Origin of the sequence: Devriesea agamarum (genome assembly GCF_900070355.1) — a bacterium.
Lineage (GTDB): Bacteria > Actinomycetota > Actinomycetes > Actinomycetales > Dermabacteraceae > Devriesea > Devriesea agamarum.
This window is the reverse complement of sequence record NZ_LN849456.1, coordinates 24505-39770: the sequence shown is the minus strand read 5'-3', so window position 1 is coordinate 39770 and position 15266 is coordinate 24505. Positions and strand designations below refer to the sequence as shown.

13 protein-coding genes are annotated in these 15266 nt (G+C 60.0%); 5 read left to right on the top strand and 8 right to left on the bottom strand.

Annotated features, from left to right (window positions below; genetic code table 11):
* Positions 1–85: 85 nt before the first annotated feature.
* The 3 genes from BN1724_RS00190 to BN1724_RS00180 are packed head-to-tail and all read left to right on the top strand — an operon-like array spanning position 86 to position 2927.
* Positions 86–910, top strand: coding sequence for a purine-nucleoside phosphorylase (locus BN1724_RS00190; RefSeq protein ID WP_058235616.1), 825 nt, complete (start codon positions 86–88; stop codon positions 908–910).
* A gap of 23 nt (positions 911–933) precedes the next feature.
* Complete coding sequence (locus BN1724_RS00185; RefSeq protein WP_058233757.1) at positions 934–2106, top strand: NUDIX domain-containing protein; 1173 nt, start codon at positions 934–936, stop codon at positions 2104–2106.
* Positions 2103–2927: a thymidylate synthase gene (locus BN1724_RS00180; protein WP_058233756.1), complete on the top strand. Its 825-nt coding sequence runs from the start codon at positions 2103–2105 to the stop codon at positions 2925–2927. The genes BN1724_RS00185 and BN1724_RS00180 overlap by 4 nt, the downstream gene beginning before the upstream one ends.
* A gap of 179 nt (positions 2928–3106) precedes the next feature.
* Here BN1724_RS00180 and BN1724_RS00175 read toward each other — a convergent pair whose 3' ends face one another.
* The 8 genes from BN1724_RS00175 to BN1724_RS00140 all read right to left on the bottom strand — a co-directional run bounded on the left by BN1724_RS00175 (position 3107) and on the right by BN1724_RS00140 (position 14158).
* Entirely contained in the window at positions 3107–4570 is a 1464-nt protein-coding gene (locus tag BN1724_RS00175; protein ID WP_058233755.1) for an amino acid permease, read from the bottom strand.
* Positions 4571–4968: 398 nt separating this feature from the next.
* Positions 4969–6321, bottom strand: a complete 1353-nt coding sequence (locus BN1724_RS00170; RefSeq protein ID WP_058233754.1) for a thymidine phosphorylase — start codon at positions 6319–6321, stop codon at positions 4969–4971.
* 123 nt (positions 6322–6444) lie between these two features.
* A complete protein-coding gene (locus BN1724_RS00165; RefSeq protein WP_058235615.1) occupies positions 6445–6804 on the bottom strand; it encodes a cytidine deaminase in 360 nt (119 codons plus the stop codon).
* Between the two features lie 247 nt (positions 6805–7051).
* Positions 7052–8407: an ABC transporter permease gene (locus tag BN1724_RS00160; protein ID WP_058233753.1), complete on the bottom strand. Its 1356-nt coding sequence runs from the start codon at positions 8405–8407 to the stop codon at positions 7052–7054.
* The gene (locus tag BN1724_RS00155; protein WP_058233752.1) at positions 8404–9714 is read right to left on the bottom strand and encodes an ABC transporter permease; all 1311 of its coding nucleotides are present in this window, start codon (positions 9712–9714) and stop codon (positions 8404–8406) included. Before BN1724_RS00155 ends, BN1724_RS00160 begins: the two co-directional genes overlap by 4 nt.
* Positions 9711–11282 carry an ABC transporter ATP-binding protein gene (locus tag BN1724_RS00150; protein ID WP_058233751.1) on the bottom strand — a complete coding sequence of 524 codons (1572 nt, stop codon included), beginning with the start codon at positions 11280–11282 and terminating at the stop codon, positions 9711–9713. The genes BN1724_RS00155 and BN1724_RS00150 overlap by 4 nt, the downstream gene beginning before the upstream one ends.
* A gap of 307 nt (positions 11283–11589) precedes the next feature.
* Positions 11590–12696 (bottom strand): BMP family lipoprotein, encoded by a 1107-nt coding sequence (locus BN1724_RS00145; RefSeq protein ID WP_058233750.1) that lies wholly within the window; start codon positions 12694–12696, stop codon positions 11590–11592.
* Positions 12697–12937: 241 nt separating this feature from the next.
* The gene (locus BN1724_RS00140) at positions 12938–14158 is read right to left on the bottom strand and encodes a mannose-1-phosphate guanylyltransferase (protein WP_084252586.1); all 1221 of its coding nucleotides are present in this window, start codon (positions 14156–14158) and stop codon (positions 12938–12940) included.
* 273 nt (positions 14159–14431) lie between these two features.
* Between BN1724_RS00140 and sdhC the strand changes: the two genes are divergently transcribed.
* The gene (gene sdhC, locus BN1724_RS00135; RefSeq protein ID WP_084253052.1) at positions 14432–14809 is read left to right on the top strand and encodes a succinate dehydrogenase, cytochrome b556 subunit; all 378 of its coding nucleotides are present in this window, start codon (positions 14432–14434) and stop codon (positions 14807–14809) included.
* A gap of 3 nt (positions 14810–14812) precedes the next feature.
* Positions 14813–15256 (top strand): succinate dehydrogenase hydrophobic membrane anchor subunit, encoded by a 444-nt coding sequence (locus BN1724_RS00130; RefSeq protein ID WP_058233749.1) that lies wholly within the window; start codon positions 14813–14815, stop codon positions 15254–15256.
* Positions 15257–15266: the final 10 nt, after the last annotated feature.

The following is a 15266-nucleotide window of genomic DNA, read 5'->3' as shown; positions in this document are numbered from 1 at the left end:
CACACCGCGCGTTAAAGGGTGCGAGCGAGAGAATCACGTCAACTTGGGATCTGCCGTCCCTTCTGTGTCAGGTAGATTCATGACTATGAGCACTGAGCCTTCTTCGCCATATGATCTCGCTCGCGATGCCGCCGCGACTATCGCCCAACGCAGCAATGTCTCCTCGTTCGACATCGCCGTCGTTCTCGGATCGGGATGGTCCGCCGCGGCAGATCTTCTCGGTGAGACGATGTGGCAGGACGAAGCTCCCAGCATTCCGGGTTTCCGTCGGCCCGCTTTGGAGGGGCACGTCGGGACCCTGCGCGCGGTCCGCACCCGCGGCGGAGCGCATGTTCTGGTCATTGGCGCACGCACTCATTTTTACGAAGGTCACGGGGTTGCGCCGGTCGTACACGGTGTGCGCACCGCTGCTGCGCTCGGGTGCCGGGGCATCGTGCTTACTAACGGTTGCGGCGGTGTCGATCCGTCGATTGGGGCCGGTTCACCGGTGTTGATCGCAGACCAGATCAACCACACCGGAGCCACTCCGCTGTCCGGTGCCACGTTCATTGATATGACCGACCTATACACCCCGCGCTGGCGGGAGATCGCCCACGAGGTCGATCCGAACCTTCCTGAGGGCGTGTACATGCAGTTCAGCGGGCCTAACTACGAGACCCCTGCCGAGGTGCGTATGGCGCAAACCGTGGGGGCAACGCTTGTGGGGATGTCCACCGCACTCGAAGCCATTGCGGCACGTGAAGCTGGTCTGTGTGTGCTGGGGATATCGCTGGTCACAAACCTAGCCGCGGGTATCAGCGATTCTCCGCTATCCCATCAGGAAGTGATTGAGGCTGGTCAGGAGGCGGCGCCGCGGATCTCGCATCTGCTCGCGGAGGTCACCACCCGCCTTGCCGAAGAAAACCACTGACTGGCAACTCCGTAGAAGTTTCTGTGTTCTGTGAATCTCGTGGGGTAGATATACGCCCCCGTCGGCGCATTGTGTTGCTTGCCGGCCCATCGGGCAGCGGTAAAGGTCTATTGGGGCGTCGCTTGGGTATCCCGGTGATAGAGCTCGACGATTTTTATCGCGATCACGATGAACCGGGTTTGCCGCACCGGTTTGGCATTGTGGACTGGGATGATCCGGCGTCGTGGAATGCCGAGTACGCGCTTAAGGCTCTAGAGTCAGCGTGCTCTGTCGATGAGCTCGACACGCCGGTTTATTCCATTCCTCGTTCACAAAGGGTTGGAACCAAGCGTCTGTGCCTCGGAGATCACCCGATTGTGCTGGCCGAGGGAATTTTTGCCGCGGAGCTCATTGCGCCGCTGCGGGAACGAAAACTTCTCGCCGACGCTGTGGTGTTGCATCGTCCCCGGTTGCTCACGTTTACTTTGCGTTTGATCCGGGATTTTCGACAGCGACGGAAACCTCCGCTGACTCTGGTGCGTCGGGGCCTGGGTCTGCTGCTTCAGGAGGCGTCGCTAGTGCGCCGGTGGCGAGATGCGGGAATGCGGCCGTTTGGTTTACGCGCTGCGGAACGGGAGCTGTGCAAGTGCATCGAACAGGACCACACGAGCGCTGCATCCCAGCGCGCAAGCACAGCTGCCCAGCGTGTAGGCGCAGCTGCCGGTCGCGGCAATACGGACCCTTCCTGTCTCCAGCCCTCAGCCCCTAGCCCTGCCGCAAGTCCTCCTGCTCAGGTCCTGCGAATCGCGGCCCTGTGTTTCGTGCGTCGCGGTGAGAATGGTCCTGAGGTCCTAATGGTCCGAAAACGCAATACGTCCGCGTTCATGTTGCCGGGTGGAAAACTGGAGCCTGGTGAAAGCGGCGAAGCGTGCGCGGTCCGTGAGATTCACGAAGAACTCGGGATTACCGTCGATCCTGAGAGCATTGAGCATCTCGGTGATTTTGAAGCGGAGGCCGCCAATGAGCCCAACACTCGGGTGCGGTCCCACGTCTTCCTCGCTCCGGAAGGTATTCTCACCGCTAATTCGGCTGTGATTGTGCGCGCAGAATTGGCTGAGCATCTGTGGTTCCCTCTGCATCAGCCGCTGGAGGGCATTCGCCTTGCGCCGTTATCGACCGACCATGTGATGCCCGAGCTTGCCAGGAGGTTTAGATGACGGTGCCTACGCCCTATGAGGATCTCCTCGCGGAAGTCCTCGCCGATGGAGTTGCTGTGCCCGATCGCACCGGAACCGGTACTCGGTCGGTCTTTGGGCGGCAGATGCGTTTTGACCTGTCGGACTCGTTCCCTCTCATCACCACGAAGAAAGTGCATCTTCGCAGCGTGGTGGCAGAGCTGCTGTGGTTCTTGCGGGGCGATTCAAATGTGCGCTGGCTCCAAGAGCAAGGTGTGCGAATTTGGAACGAATGGGCCGATGAGGAGGGTGAACTCGGCCCTATCTACGGCGTGCAATGGCGGGCGTGGCCCACCGCGGATGGACGCACGGTGGACCAGATCAGCGCTGTTTTGAATTCCTTGCGCACGAACCCTCATTCACGCCGCCACATTGTGTCGGCGTGGAATGTCGGCGAGCTGGAGAACATGGCGCTGCCGCCGTGCCACGCCTTTGTGCAGTTCTATGTGCGTCCAGCATCCGATACCGGTGACCGGCCATCTTTATCGTGTCAGCTGTATCAGCGTAGTGCCGATCTCTTTCTTGGGGTTCCGTTCAATATCGCAAGTTATTCGCTGCTGACCTGCATGATGGCAGACCAATTGGGCTATGCACCGGGCGAATTTATTTGGACGGGCGGCGACATCCATATTTACGACAATCACCTCGAGCAGGTGCGCGAACAGTTATCTCGCACTGCCCGCCCGTATCCGACACTGTGTTTTGCTCGTAAACCCGCATCGCTATTCGATTACGCGATTGACGATATCTGCGTCGATGGATACGACCCGCACCCGACGATTAAAGCCCCTATCGCGGTCTGATTAAGGCCTCATTAGAAGCTAACGTCTCCTGCTACAGGCATGCGCTCCCTCTTGTAGGCTGCTAAACGTCACTGTTGGTGGTCTTTTTGCTACTACCTGGAGCGGCTTGGCTGGACCCTTGTTAACCTTCCCAGGTGCCCGGGGTATGCGAACACAGCTACGTATGCCAAGCCTTTGCTCTAGATCTTTTCAGGGTCATCCAGCGGACGATTTGCTACCACCGGATGTGCACCCGTGTAACCACTGCGTACCGCCGCTATCTCCCGGATTCGCCCCCGGTAGCAGAACCACAGGATCACCATGCCGAGGCAGAAGATGAAGGTAACTGCGAGCGTCCACGGCGAGTCCAAGAAGATCATGACCAACACGGTCAGCAAGAAGAGTAGTGTTGCATACCCCGTATAGGGCGCGCCGAAGAGCCGGAATGAGGGGCGGCGGACTAGTCCTTTACGGGACCAGGAGAACAGTCGCAGCTGGCACAGCACGATCGTGGCCCAGGAGCCGATGATACCGACCGACGCAATATTGAGGACGAATTCAAATGCCTCACTCGGAATAAGGTAATTGAGCGGGACGCCGACCAGAGAAACTAGTGCAGTCAAAGCGATACCACCATACGGCACTCCCGCCCGATTCATGCGCAGAGCGAATTTTGGAGCGGATCCAGCCGCCGCCATGGACCGGAGAATACGCCCTGTTGAATAGAGACCAGCATTGAGTGAGGACAAAGCCGCCGTCAGCACCACCATATTCATAATCGCGCCGACGCCGTTGACACCGATAGAGCTAAAGAACGTTACGAAGGGGCTTTCCGTTGCGGAATAGGCCGTGTATGGAAGCAGCAGCGAGAGCAGAACGACTGATCCCACGTAGAAGACCGCGATGCGGAAGATCACCGAGTTAATGGCCTTGGGCATGATCTTGGCAGGGTTCTCGGTCTCACCGGCAGCGGTGCCGACGAGTTCGATGGAAGCATAGGCAAAGACCACACCCTGCATCAGCACAATGAGCGGGAGGAAGCCGTTGGGGAAGAAGCCACCGTTGTCCGGGACCATACTGAATCCAACGTGACTTCCGGTCGGCGTCCCAAAGATCACGAAGTACACGCCAACGACGAGGAAGATCACCAAGGCGGCGACCTTAATCAAAGCAAACCAGAACTCTAGTTCGCCGAACACCCGAACGGAAACGAGGTTCAGGCACAGGACGAGGGCGAGGGCTATCAAAGCCCAGGCCCATTGCGGAATATTCCCGATCCAATGGACGTAGCGGCCAAAAAATGCCATGTAGACAGCTGCCGCGGTCGTATCCACCACGGTGGTCATCGCCCAGTTGACCCAGTAAAACCAGCCCGAGATAAAGGCGGCTTTCTCACCGTAGAACTCGCGAGCATACGAGACGAATGAGCCCGAGGATGGACGGTGCAATACGAGCTCACCGAGCGCACGCAGAATCAGAAACGCGAAAAACCCGCAAATAGCGTAGGCAATGGCAACCGCGGGTCCAGCTTTGGCAAGCCGCTCTCCCGCACCCAGAAACAGACCTGTGCCAATGGCCCCGCCAATGGCAATCATCTGGATCTGGCGAGGGCGCAGGGATTTGTGATATCCCGAGTCTTCTGCGTGGAGCACATGGTTGGACATATCAGCCCGACCGCGGTCGGTCTGGTCCTGAGTATCCTTCGCTGCGCTGGACGACTGGCCTTGTGTGGAGTGTGGCGGCATTGTCATATAGCGCTCTTCCCTGAGGCGATAACGGTCACGAGGGCCGACTATGTCACAGTAATCCTCAAAAATACCTGGGAATTACCATCAAGATATCGGTGAATACGGCTTTTACCTGCGACTTTACACCTGAATTTGAGGCGTGAGACGGTCAGCGATTTAGGCACTTAGACCCAGGTCCAGGCCCCGGATCCTGTCTGCGCCAGACGTGCCCACACGGTGACGACTCACATGAGACCACTCCCCATCCCCGGTGCGCAGGAAAACCCCGACCCGACGAGAGGAACCGATCATCGCGGGTCGGGGTACCTACACGTTTAAGAAATCCGGTCCAGCACGATGGTGCGTTCTGGCACCGACGGAACGTCATCGATGCTCCACGCACCCTCAAGTGAGGACAGCGCACGATCGAACCGTTCCGGAGTGTCGGTGTGCAGGGTCGCCAGCACGTCGCCAGCCCGCACGCTGTCTCCAACGGTCTTGTGTAGCTCCACCCCGGCCCCGAACTGCACCGGCTCACCTTGCCGTTCGCGCCCAGCGCCCAGCCTCCATGCAGCCAATGCCACCGGCATCGCGTCCACAGCGGTCACCATACCGTCGGCATCAGCCCGCACCTCATGGGTGTGGGAGGCAACCGGTAGCGGCGCATCGGGATCCCCACCCTGAGCGGTAATCATCCGACGCCACACATCCATAGCCCGGCCGTCAGCGAGCGCCTCGGCCGGATCAACACCCGTGACTCCCGCTGCTCCAAGCATCTCGCAGGCCAGCGCCACCGTCAGATCAACCACGTCCTTGGGACCACCTCCGGCCAAGACCTCAAGGCTCTCGCGCACCTCCAGCGCATTACCAGCGGTCAAACCAAGTGGGGTCGACATGTCCGTGAGTAAAGCGATTGTCTTGACCCCGGCATCGGTGCCGAGATCGACCATGGTGCGGGCGAGCTCACGCGCGCTATCCTCGGTCTTCATAAAGGCACCCGAGCCAACTTTGACGTCAAGCACCAGGCTCGCGGTGCCTTCGGCAATCTTCTTGCTCATGATGGACGAAGCAATCAGCGGAATCGCCTCGACCGTCGCGGTGACATCGCGCAGGGCGTAAAGCTTTTTGTCTGCTGGCGCTAGGCCGCTTCCCGCCCCGCAAATCACCGCGCCGACATCCTCCAGCTGCCGCATCATTTCCTCGTTGGACAGCAGCGCCCGCCAACCGGGAATGGATTCAAGTTTGTCTAAGGTACCGCCGGTGTGGCCGAGCCCTCGACCCGACAGCTGTGGCACCGCAACGCCGTAGCAGGCAACCAACGGTGCCAGCGGCAAGGTGATTTTGTCACCGACCCCGCCCGTGGAGTGCTTATCTACGGTAGTGCGGCTGAGGGAGGAGAAATCCATACGCTCGCCGGAGGCGATCATGGCGTGGGTCCAGCGCGCAATTTCACCGCGGTTCATCCCCCGCAGGAGAATTGCCATCCCCAATGCTGACATCTGGTAATCAGCCACCACTCCGCGGGTAAAGGCATCAATAACCCAGTCAATTTGTTCGGGAGTGAGCTCACCCCCGTCACGTTTAGTGCGGATAATGTCAACCGCGTCAAAAGCCTCAGCTGTGTGTGGCGCAGATGTCCCGGCATCGGTAGTGGACGTGGGCTCAGCAACGTGCTGATTTTCGGTCATTAGATCCTCCGTGATCGGTGAAATAGCCGGGAGCTTTTAGTGGACAACGGGATTGACTAGAGGTGTTAGGCGGTGGCACGCAAAGTGTGTCTGCACCAAAGCCGTAGACGAACCAATTTATCGCTACAGAGAGTCCGGTCCGAAGGCCTCGGGCAGGACTTCTGCCATGGTGCGCTCCCCTTTGGGAGTTAGCACCACCAAACTGGGGGCAGAATGCTCGGAGAGCAGCTGACGGCATCGTCCGCATGGCATCACAATGGGAGCTGGGCCATCGTGATTTTCATTCGCGCCAACGCACACGAACGCGGTGAGTTTGCCCCCTCCGCCAGCGATGAGATCTGAGATTAAACCGCATTCGGCGCAGAGAGTCACGCCATACCCAGCGTTTTCAACGTTGCAGCCACCGATCAGTCGGCCGTCATCTGTGAGCGCAGCAGCACCCACCTGGAATCGTGAATATGGCGCATAGGCACGCTGACGCATCGTTCGTGCGTGGTGAAGGAGCCCATCCCACTCGGTGCGCTGAGCATCGGCGTCGCGGTTCCGCCCCTGGTCAGAGGTGCAATGTGGATGAGCATTTAAGCCCGCATTATCCATGTAATCAACTTTCCCGGTCATCGCTGCGTCCCCCGCCGTCGAGGCACGCGAAATATCGCCTCGTGCCGACGCGCGGTGACATGCGGTCGCAAATGTCACCGCGCACGGCAGTCATCAGCGTCGGCAGCAACCGTCACTGCTTAATGTAGGGCTCTCCGTCGGCTGCGGGCACCCGCACACGGCCGACGAATCCGGCGACCGCAAACAGCGTCACGATGTACGGCAGCATCAGCAGGAACTCACCCGGCAACGTGAACTTGTCTAGCCCGTCGGGAACCGCCACCGTCTTCAAAATCCCAAGCCGCAGCTGTAAGGCGTCGGCGAACGCGAAGAACAGCGCCGCGCACACTGCACCAATCGGGTTGTAGCGGCCAAGAATCATGGCAGCCAGCGCAATATAGCCCTTACCCGCTGACATTTCCTCACCGAAGGCGACACCGGTGCCGATAGTCAGGGTAGCGCCGCCAAGACCTGCCACAGCAGAGCCCAAAAGCACGTTTGACCAGCGGGTCCGGCTCACATTAATACCAACGGTATCGGCAGCCAGAGGATGCTCGCCCACGGCTCGAACGCGCAGACCCCAGCGGGTGCGGTAGAGCGCGACGGTCAAAACCACCACGATCACGTACATCAGATACACGAGGATGTTCTGGTTAAACAGCACCGGCCCAATCAGGGGGATGTGCGAAAGACCCGGGATTGGAAGATTTGGCAGACGCGTCGGGGTGTTGAGCATCTCGGGATGAGCCTTCATCACCGTGCTGAAGAAGAAGCTGGTCAGACCAATCGCCAGCACGTTGAGAACGACGCCGACAATGATCTGCTGCACGTGGTAGCCAACTGCGAACAGGGCCAGCAGCACGCCAATGACCAGCGCCATAATCGGTGCGGCGATGATTCCAAGCCATGGGTTACCAGTCATCGAGGCGAGGATCGCGGCTCCAAATGCTCCGAACAGCAGCTGCCCTTCAATCGCAATATTCACCACGCCTGCTCGTTCACTCAGAACACCCGAGAGTGAGCCGAACACCAGCGGCACTGCGAGTGCCAGTGTGGACTGCAACAGTGCGGTGAGATCGAGGGTTTGCCCTACCACGATCCAAACCAGGAATGACAACACCCAGAAAATCCCGAAGAGAACCAGCAGGGTTGCCCGCAGGGCGGGGCGCACCACCGGATAGCGGAAGGCGAGCCACCAGGTCACACCTGCAATCACCAAGCAGACCACGGCCAGAATCACCGAGGTGAGCTGCGCTGGCACAGCGATGTCGGGCACGGCCAGCAGGTCGCGGTCTGTCGCGATATGCAGGGTTGAATCCCAGCTGCCGCCGGGGGCGAGAATACCGAATCCAATCAGCGCAATCAGACCGAACACCGTCAGTGTGGTTGGCGTGTGCCACCACGATTTCAGGCGTTCTTGTGCGATCACCGGCTGAATCGGGGCATCGGCGTCGGGCAGCGGCCCATTGGTTATGGAGGTGGTGCTCATCGCGTCTCTCCCGTCGTACCGGGCTGTTGGTCGGCAGCCTGTGCTTTGTCTGTACCGGTCACCCCGGAGCCGTTTCCGGACTTCTCCGTATCGGCAATAGTGGTTTTGCTGGTGTCTACGGATTCCTCAGCTGAGGTTGATTGTCCTCGCCGGGACAGCCATCCAAGGCCGGTCATCGTGCGAACCAGCGGAGGTGCCGCAATAAACAGCACGACCAATGCCTGGATCACCTGGACCAGGTCGATGGGGACACCCTGGGTGGTTTCCATGTAGCGTCCACCCACGCCCAATGCCGCGAACAGCAGACCCGCCAGCACAATGCCCACCGGTCCGGACCGCCCGAGTAGCGCCACCGTGATCGCATCGAAGCCGACGCTTCCGGCGACTCCGTCATCGAGCCGTTGTTCCGTGCCCAGCAGGTGCACTGCACCCGCGAGACCGACCACGGCACCGGCGACCATCATCACGTAGAAAGAAGTCCTGCCGACGTTGACACCGGCGACCTCACAGGCCCGCGGGTTGGAGCCAACTGCCCGGAAACGGAAACCGAGAACAGAGCGGTTCATCAGCCACCACAGGAACACAGCCGCCAAGGCCACGATCACAAGCCCCCAGTGCAGGCGGTAGCCGAGGCTCGGGAACATCAGCGGCAGGGTCGCGGTGTTGTCGACCGCGGGGGATGTCGGCTGGGCAATATTTTCACCAGTAAATGCCTTGGTGGTCAGCAGATATGCCAGCAAGTAGGTGGCGACCCAGTTCAGCATGATGGTCGTGATGACCTCATTGGAACCAAAGCGCGCTTTTAGGAACCCAGCGATACCGCCCCAGATACCGCCCGCGACCACGCCCGCGAGCAGCGCCACCAGCAGGTGGATAACGGGCGGCATGTGCAGGGCGAAACCAACCCACGCGGAGGCGATCGCGCCGACGATCAGCTGACCGGTTCCACCGATGTTAAACAGACCGGCGCGGAAACCGATCCCGATACCGATGGAGGCAATGATCAGGGGCGTTGCCACAACCAAGGTCTCGGTTAAGGGGCGCCACTGGGCGATGGGATCCGGAGCGTGATAATCGAAGATCGCTCCGCGGAACATTGCGGAGTAGGCGTCAGCGATCGCGTTCCAGCCCGCCACAAAGGTGTCGGTGGGGCGCGCAAAGAAATACTGCACGCTGCTTTGAACCTGGGGGTTGACAACCAGGATCAGAATCGACCCGATAAGAAATGCCACGATGAACGAGGCGATCACCACCAGGACGTTGCTGCGCCCTATTTTCTGGGCCAGTGGTGTCGGCGAGGACTTCACGCGATTTCTCCTTCTTCGGCAAGCTTCGAGTCGGCGGTGCGGGCGCCGGCCGCCACAGCCTCTCGAGCCGCGTCGGCGGTGTATCCCGCCATCATGAGCCCGAGCACATCTCGGCTTTCGTGACCCGGCACGATGCCGAGGATCGCGCCGCGATACATGACCGCGATCCGATCAGACAACTGGCAGATCTCGTCTAATTCGGTGGAGACGATAATGACGGGCGTGCCTTTGTCGCGTTCGGTAACGATGCGTCCGTGCAGGAATTCGATGGATCCCACGTCAACACCGCGGGTCGGCTGAGCTGCGATGAACAGGCTGAGATTGCGTCCCAATGCCCGTGCCATCACAACCTTTTGCTGGTTACCGCCTGACAGAGTGGTCACCGCATGGTCGATACCCGACGTGCGGATGTCGTATTCCTTGACCCGATCGTGAGCATTTGCACGGATGGCGCGCGGGTGCAAGCTGACCGCGTCACCGAACGGCTGCCGGTCGTGCTGGTCGAGCACAAGATTTTCGGCGACGGAGAAGGTGGGCACCAGGGCGTCGTGGGTGCGGTCTTCGGGCACGAAACCGACCCCGGCGTTCAGGATCTGGCGGGTGCTGCGTCCAACGAGTTCCTGTCCATCCAGGCGAATGGATCCGACGACATCGTCGGCGAGACCGAGCAGAGCCTCGGTGAGTTCGGTTTGACCGTTGCCTTGGACACCGGCAATGCCGAGGATTTCTCCCCGGTGAACACTGAAGCTAGCCTGATCAACCGCCACGGTTCCGCTGGCCTCGCGCACGGTGAGGTCTTCAACCACCAGCGCGGCTTCTCCGGGCTCGGCCGGGGCTTTTTCAACATCGAGTCGGACGGCACGCCCCACCATCAGACAGGCGAGTTCAGACTGGTCAGAGGAAGGATCTGCGGTCCCAACCACGGCGCCCCGGCGGATGACGGTGATTCGGTCGGCAACGGCCCTCACCTCACGCAATTTGTGGGTGATGAACACGATCGACGTGCCGGCGTCGCGCAGCTGGCACATGATCGACATCAGTTCATCGGTTTCCTGCGGGGTGAGAACCGCAGTGGGCTCGTCCAGGACCAGCACCTCAGCCCGCCGGGACAGCGCCTTAATGATTTCGACGCGCTGCTGTGCACCGACCGGTAGATCTTCAACCTTGGCGTCGGGGTCAATATCGAAGCCGAACCGGTCGGAGATTTCCCGCACGAGCTTGCGCGCTGCGTCGAGGTCGAGGAAACCTTTTTTCAACGGTTCATGACCGAGCACGACGTTTTCGGCGACGGTGAACACCGGGATCAGCATGAAGTGCTGGTGCACCATACCGATCCCCGCAGCCATCGCTTCACCCGGGCCTGAGAAGGACACGGGTTTGCCGTCCAGCAAGATCTCGCCTTCATCGGGTTGGTACAGCCCGTAGAGGACGTTCATTAGCGTGGACTTACCGGCGCCGTTCTCGCCAAGGAGGCAGTGGATTTCACCGGCCTTCACCGTTAAGTCGATGTGATCGTTGGCTACGAGCGATCCGAAGATCTTCGTAATGCCTTTGAGTTCGAGCTCCATGGTCTCGCGTCTCGCTCATTTCTCGTCGGTGCACGGGGGCGTCTATGCGCCTCGTGCGGGCGACCGGATGGTCCGCTGGCCTGATACCCATTTCATGAAACTCTCATGCAACGGGCGATTAGTGACGACCGGAGATTACCAGGTCCAGCGCAGGACCCGGTCATCGGTATCGCGTGCGCCACAACAACACTAAGGAGAGGTATAGCTAACCTAAGCGTCAGGCAATGGCTCACCTTTCCAGCGAACGCGCCCGTGGATATCCAAACCCACGGGCGCGTTGGCTCTATAAGGCTAAGGATGGTTCGCCTTATGCCTTGGGGGAACTGACGGACTCGACCTTGATCTTTCCGTCGATGATGTCCTGCTTGAGCTGCTTAACTTCGTCCTTGAGCTCCTGCGGAACTTTGCTGTCGAAGTCGTGGTAAGGCGAGAGATCGACCCCGCCGTTCTTCAGCGTTCCAACATAGTCCTTGCTGTCGAACTTGTTGTCCTTGGCTTGCTTGGCGACATCTTCGACCGCGGGTGAAATACCTTTCATCACCGAGGTGAGAATAACGCCCGTCGCATCCGGGTTGGTCAGCACACCGTCCGCGTCGACCCAGACCACCATGCGGCCCGGAGCTTCTTTAGCTGCGGCAAGCGTTCCGGCTCCCACCGGTCCTGCCACGGGCATCACGATATCGGCGCCCTGGGTGTAGAACCCTTCGGTCAAAGCCTTGCCCTTGGTCTGGTCTTCAAAGCTGCCGACGAAGGAGCCGTCCTGCTTCGCTTTTTCCCAGCCGAGCAGGTGCACGTCTTTGCCGTGCACCTCGTTGTACTTCTTGACCCCGTCGGCGAAGCCATCCATGAATACGGTGACCGACGGGATCTTCATGCCGCCGTAGGTCGCGACTTTGCCGGTCTTGGACATCCCGGCTGAAAGGTATCCGGCGAGGAACGCGGCTTGTGCGGTGTCAAAAGCAATCGGCTTGACGTTCTTTAGCGCAATCGACTTTCCGCTCTTATCCTGCGCAGTGGAGTCAATAATGGCGAACTCGACATTGGGGTTTGCCTTCGCCGCATCACCCGTGGCGGTAGCCAGAAGGTACCCAACGGTGAACACCAGGTCACACTTGGAACCCACCAGGTTGTTGATGTTGGGAAGGAATTCGGAGTTGCTCTTGGACTGCGCTGTCTGGGTTTCGATGCTCAGTTGCTTTTGAGCGGCATCAAGACCACGCTTACCCGATTCGTTGAACGACTTATCGTCAAAACCGCCAGAGTCGGACACCATGCACGCTTTAAATTTGCCCGCTGAGCTGCCGTCGGAAGCCCCTGAACTGGACGAGTTCGACGAGCTCGGGGGCGCGCCACACGCTCCAAGCAAAAGGGCCATGGCACCGGTGATCGCCGCGGTGCGAGTCAGGTTTTTCACGTGCATCCTCCAGGGTGAACGGGCCGGTTGCCCCAGGTCTAGGCTCCGGTCAGGGATTCCAGGCCGGGCGACAGCACCCGATTTCTGGACACGCAATAGGCTACCGTCCGCCAAGGGCCATTCCGTGGGACTAAAACGGGCCGAAAGCAACCGTTATGAAACCGAAGCTCTTTGCCTGGTCACCGGCGCTCTTTATGGGCACTTCGACTGCGCAGAGGGGTGGGCAACCGCAGCGACACGCTCATCGCAGTGACGGATCGCTCAGCTGCTTCACGAGGTCACTGAGTTTCTGCGCATGGGCGTCCGCGAGGACGAGCAGAACCTCGTCCGTGTGCACAACGCTGACCCCGTCCAGGCCTACCAGGGCGAATCGTTGACCGGTATCGCTGTAGACAGTGGCGCGAGAGGCAACCGCGTCGACATCTGCGTCTCCGATCACCACCACGTCTAGGTTGTCATCGGAATCTGAGGGGGTGACCGCACGCCCGCGGCTCAAGCTCCGCAGTTGGCGCCCGAGCGAGGAAAAATCACCGATATCGTCCCATCCGAATTCTCCGGGGATTACCACCACTCGCCCGCGGGCCGCTAATGGCTCAGCCAGCGCGTGATCAATGGCGATGGACATCATCTGGGGCCATTGTTCAGCGTAGGTGTCCGCTTCACATTCGGTGCCGATAGCCTCAGCGATGAGACGCGCACCGCGCGCGAGCCCCGGGATCAGGTCATCGAGGTCAGCCAGAAGCACATCGGCTCGGCACACAAACATGCCGGCGTTCCATTGGAATGTACCAAATGCGAGGAAACACTCGGCGGTCTCGGCGTCGGGCTTTTCGACGAAGCGGGCTACCGGCAGCACCGGGATATCGCCGGCGATGACTGGCTCAGCTCCGGCGGGCACCTCGATGTATCCGAAGCCGGTGGATGGACGTGTCGGAGTGATGCCGATCGTCGCTAGCGCTCCCCCATCGGCGGCGATGAGGGTCCGATCAAGAACCCGGTGAAATGCCGGAACATCCCTAATCAAGTGGTCTGCGGCAAACGATCCCACAATCGCATCTGGATCTCGGCGTGCGGCGAGCGCAGCCCCTAACGCGATGGCAGGCATCGAGTTACGCGGGGAGGGCTCTGCGAGCACGGTGGCGCTCGAGCCAACCTGGTGGCGCACCTGTTCAGCATGGTGATGACCCGTCACCACGATGGTGCGATCACCAGCGATAGGCGTGAGCCGGTCCAGCGTCTCTTGCAGTAACGACCGTCCACTTCCAAGGAGGTCGAGCAAGAACTTGGGACGCTCACGGCGAGATAACGGCCACAGCCGGGTACCGGCGCCGCCTGCTGGAACCACCGGGGTTAGACGGTCGCGCAACGCCTGCAACGCATCCGGATCAGACGGCGTCACGTTGAGCGAAGACGTATGACGTTGCTGGTCACGAATTTGATCAGGTCGCTCCACGGGTGCCATGGGTAAAGAATACAGTCGTCATGGTCACGCACGCTCATCATCAGGAGTAGGATGAATTCGTCATGACACCCCGTCATTTCCCAGGCCGCGGAAAGCCGGTTCGCCCGGCACACTGCACATAGGGCGGTTGTCCAGGTCACAGGGTTGTGCGGGGGTCGCGGCGATTCGCCCGCGAATCATTAAGACTCTCGGGCACCGATGCGGACCTATGGCGGCCTCGCCGTCGTGATGTCCACTCATCGCCGAGTCGGATCTACCGGGAGGCTTGTTTTCGTGGCTTCAGCCAAAGCCGGGACGCTCTATCGCGGACGCGAGGGGATGTGGTCCTGGGTCGCTCACCGCATCACGGGGATGCTGATCTTCCTGTTCCTCCTCGTGCACGTTCTGGACACCGCACTCGTCAGAGTGTCACCAGTGGCCTACAACGAGGTGATCGGCCATTACAAAACTGTCATTTTCGGCCTGGGGGAAGCTGGTCTGGTTGCAGCCATCGTCTTCCACGCATTTAACGGCCTGCGCATCATTCTCGTGGACTTCTGGTCCCGCGGCCCCAAGCACCAGCGGCTCATGCTGTGGATTGTGCTTGGCGCCTGGGCGCTCGTGATGGCCGGATTCCTGCCCCGCCACCTGATGCACATCTTCGGAGGCTGACCCGTGACAACAACGATTCCTGCCCCCAAGAGCCGTTACCGCCGGACGGGGCGCGGCCCCGGCAACATGGAGATGCTTTCATGGTTGTTTATGCGCATTTCCGGTGTGGTGCTGGTGATCTTGGTGTTCGGCCACCTGTTTGTAAATCTCTGGCTCGGCCAAGGGGTTAAAGCAATCGATTTCGCGTTCGTCGCCGGAAAGTGGGCTAACCCCTTCTGGCAGGTGTGGGACCTGCTCATGCTGTGGCTTGGCCTTATCCACGGCACCAACGGCGTGCGCACCATCATTAACGATTACGCCGAGCGTCCTGGAACCCGGCAGGTTCTGAAGTTCATCACTTACGCAGCGGCCATTATCACCGTCGTGCTGGGAACCCTCGTGATTTTCACGTTCGATCCCTGCCCATCCGGCGCCGACCCGAGCCTGCTGCCGACAATCTGTAAGTAACCGCCACGCC

Coding starts and splice junctions, on each gene's coding strand:
- BN1724_RS00190 (WP_058235616.1), top strand. CDS start 86: ATGAGCACTGAGCCTTCTTCGCCATATGATCTCGCTCGCGATGCCGCC.
- BN1724_RS00180 (WP_058233756.1), top strand. CDS start 2,103: ATGACGGTGCCTACGCCCTATGAGGATCTCCTCGCGGAAGTCCTCGCC.
- BN1724_RS00175 (WP_058233755.1), bottom strand. CDS start 4,570: ATGTCCAACCATGTGCTCCACGCAGAAGACTCGGGATATCACAAATCC.
- BN1724_RS00170 (WP_058233754.1), bottom strand. CDS start 6,321: ATGACCGAAAATCAGCACGTTGCTGAGCCCACGTCCACTACCGATGCC.
- BN1724_RS00165 (WP_058235615.1), bottom strand. CDS start 6,804: ATGCGTCAGCGTGCCTATGCGCCATATTCACGATTCCAGGTGGGTGCT.
- BN1724_RS00160 (WP_058233753.1), bottom strand. CDS start 8,407: ATGAGCACCACCTCCATAACCAATGGGCCGCTGCCCGACGCCGATGCC.
- BN1724_RS00150 (WP_058233751.1), bottom strand. CDS start 11,282: ATGGAGCTCGAACTCAAAGGCATTACGAAGATCTTCGGATCGCTCGTA.
- BN1724_RS00140 (WP_084252586.1), bottom strand. CDS start 14,158: ATGGCACCCGTGGAGCGACCTGATCAAATTCGTGACCAGCAACGTCAT.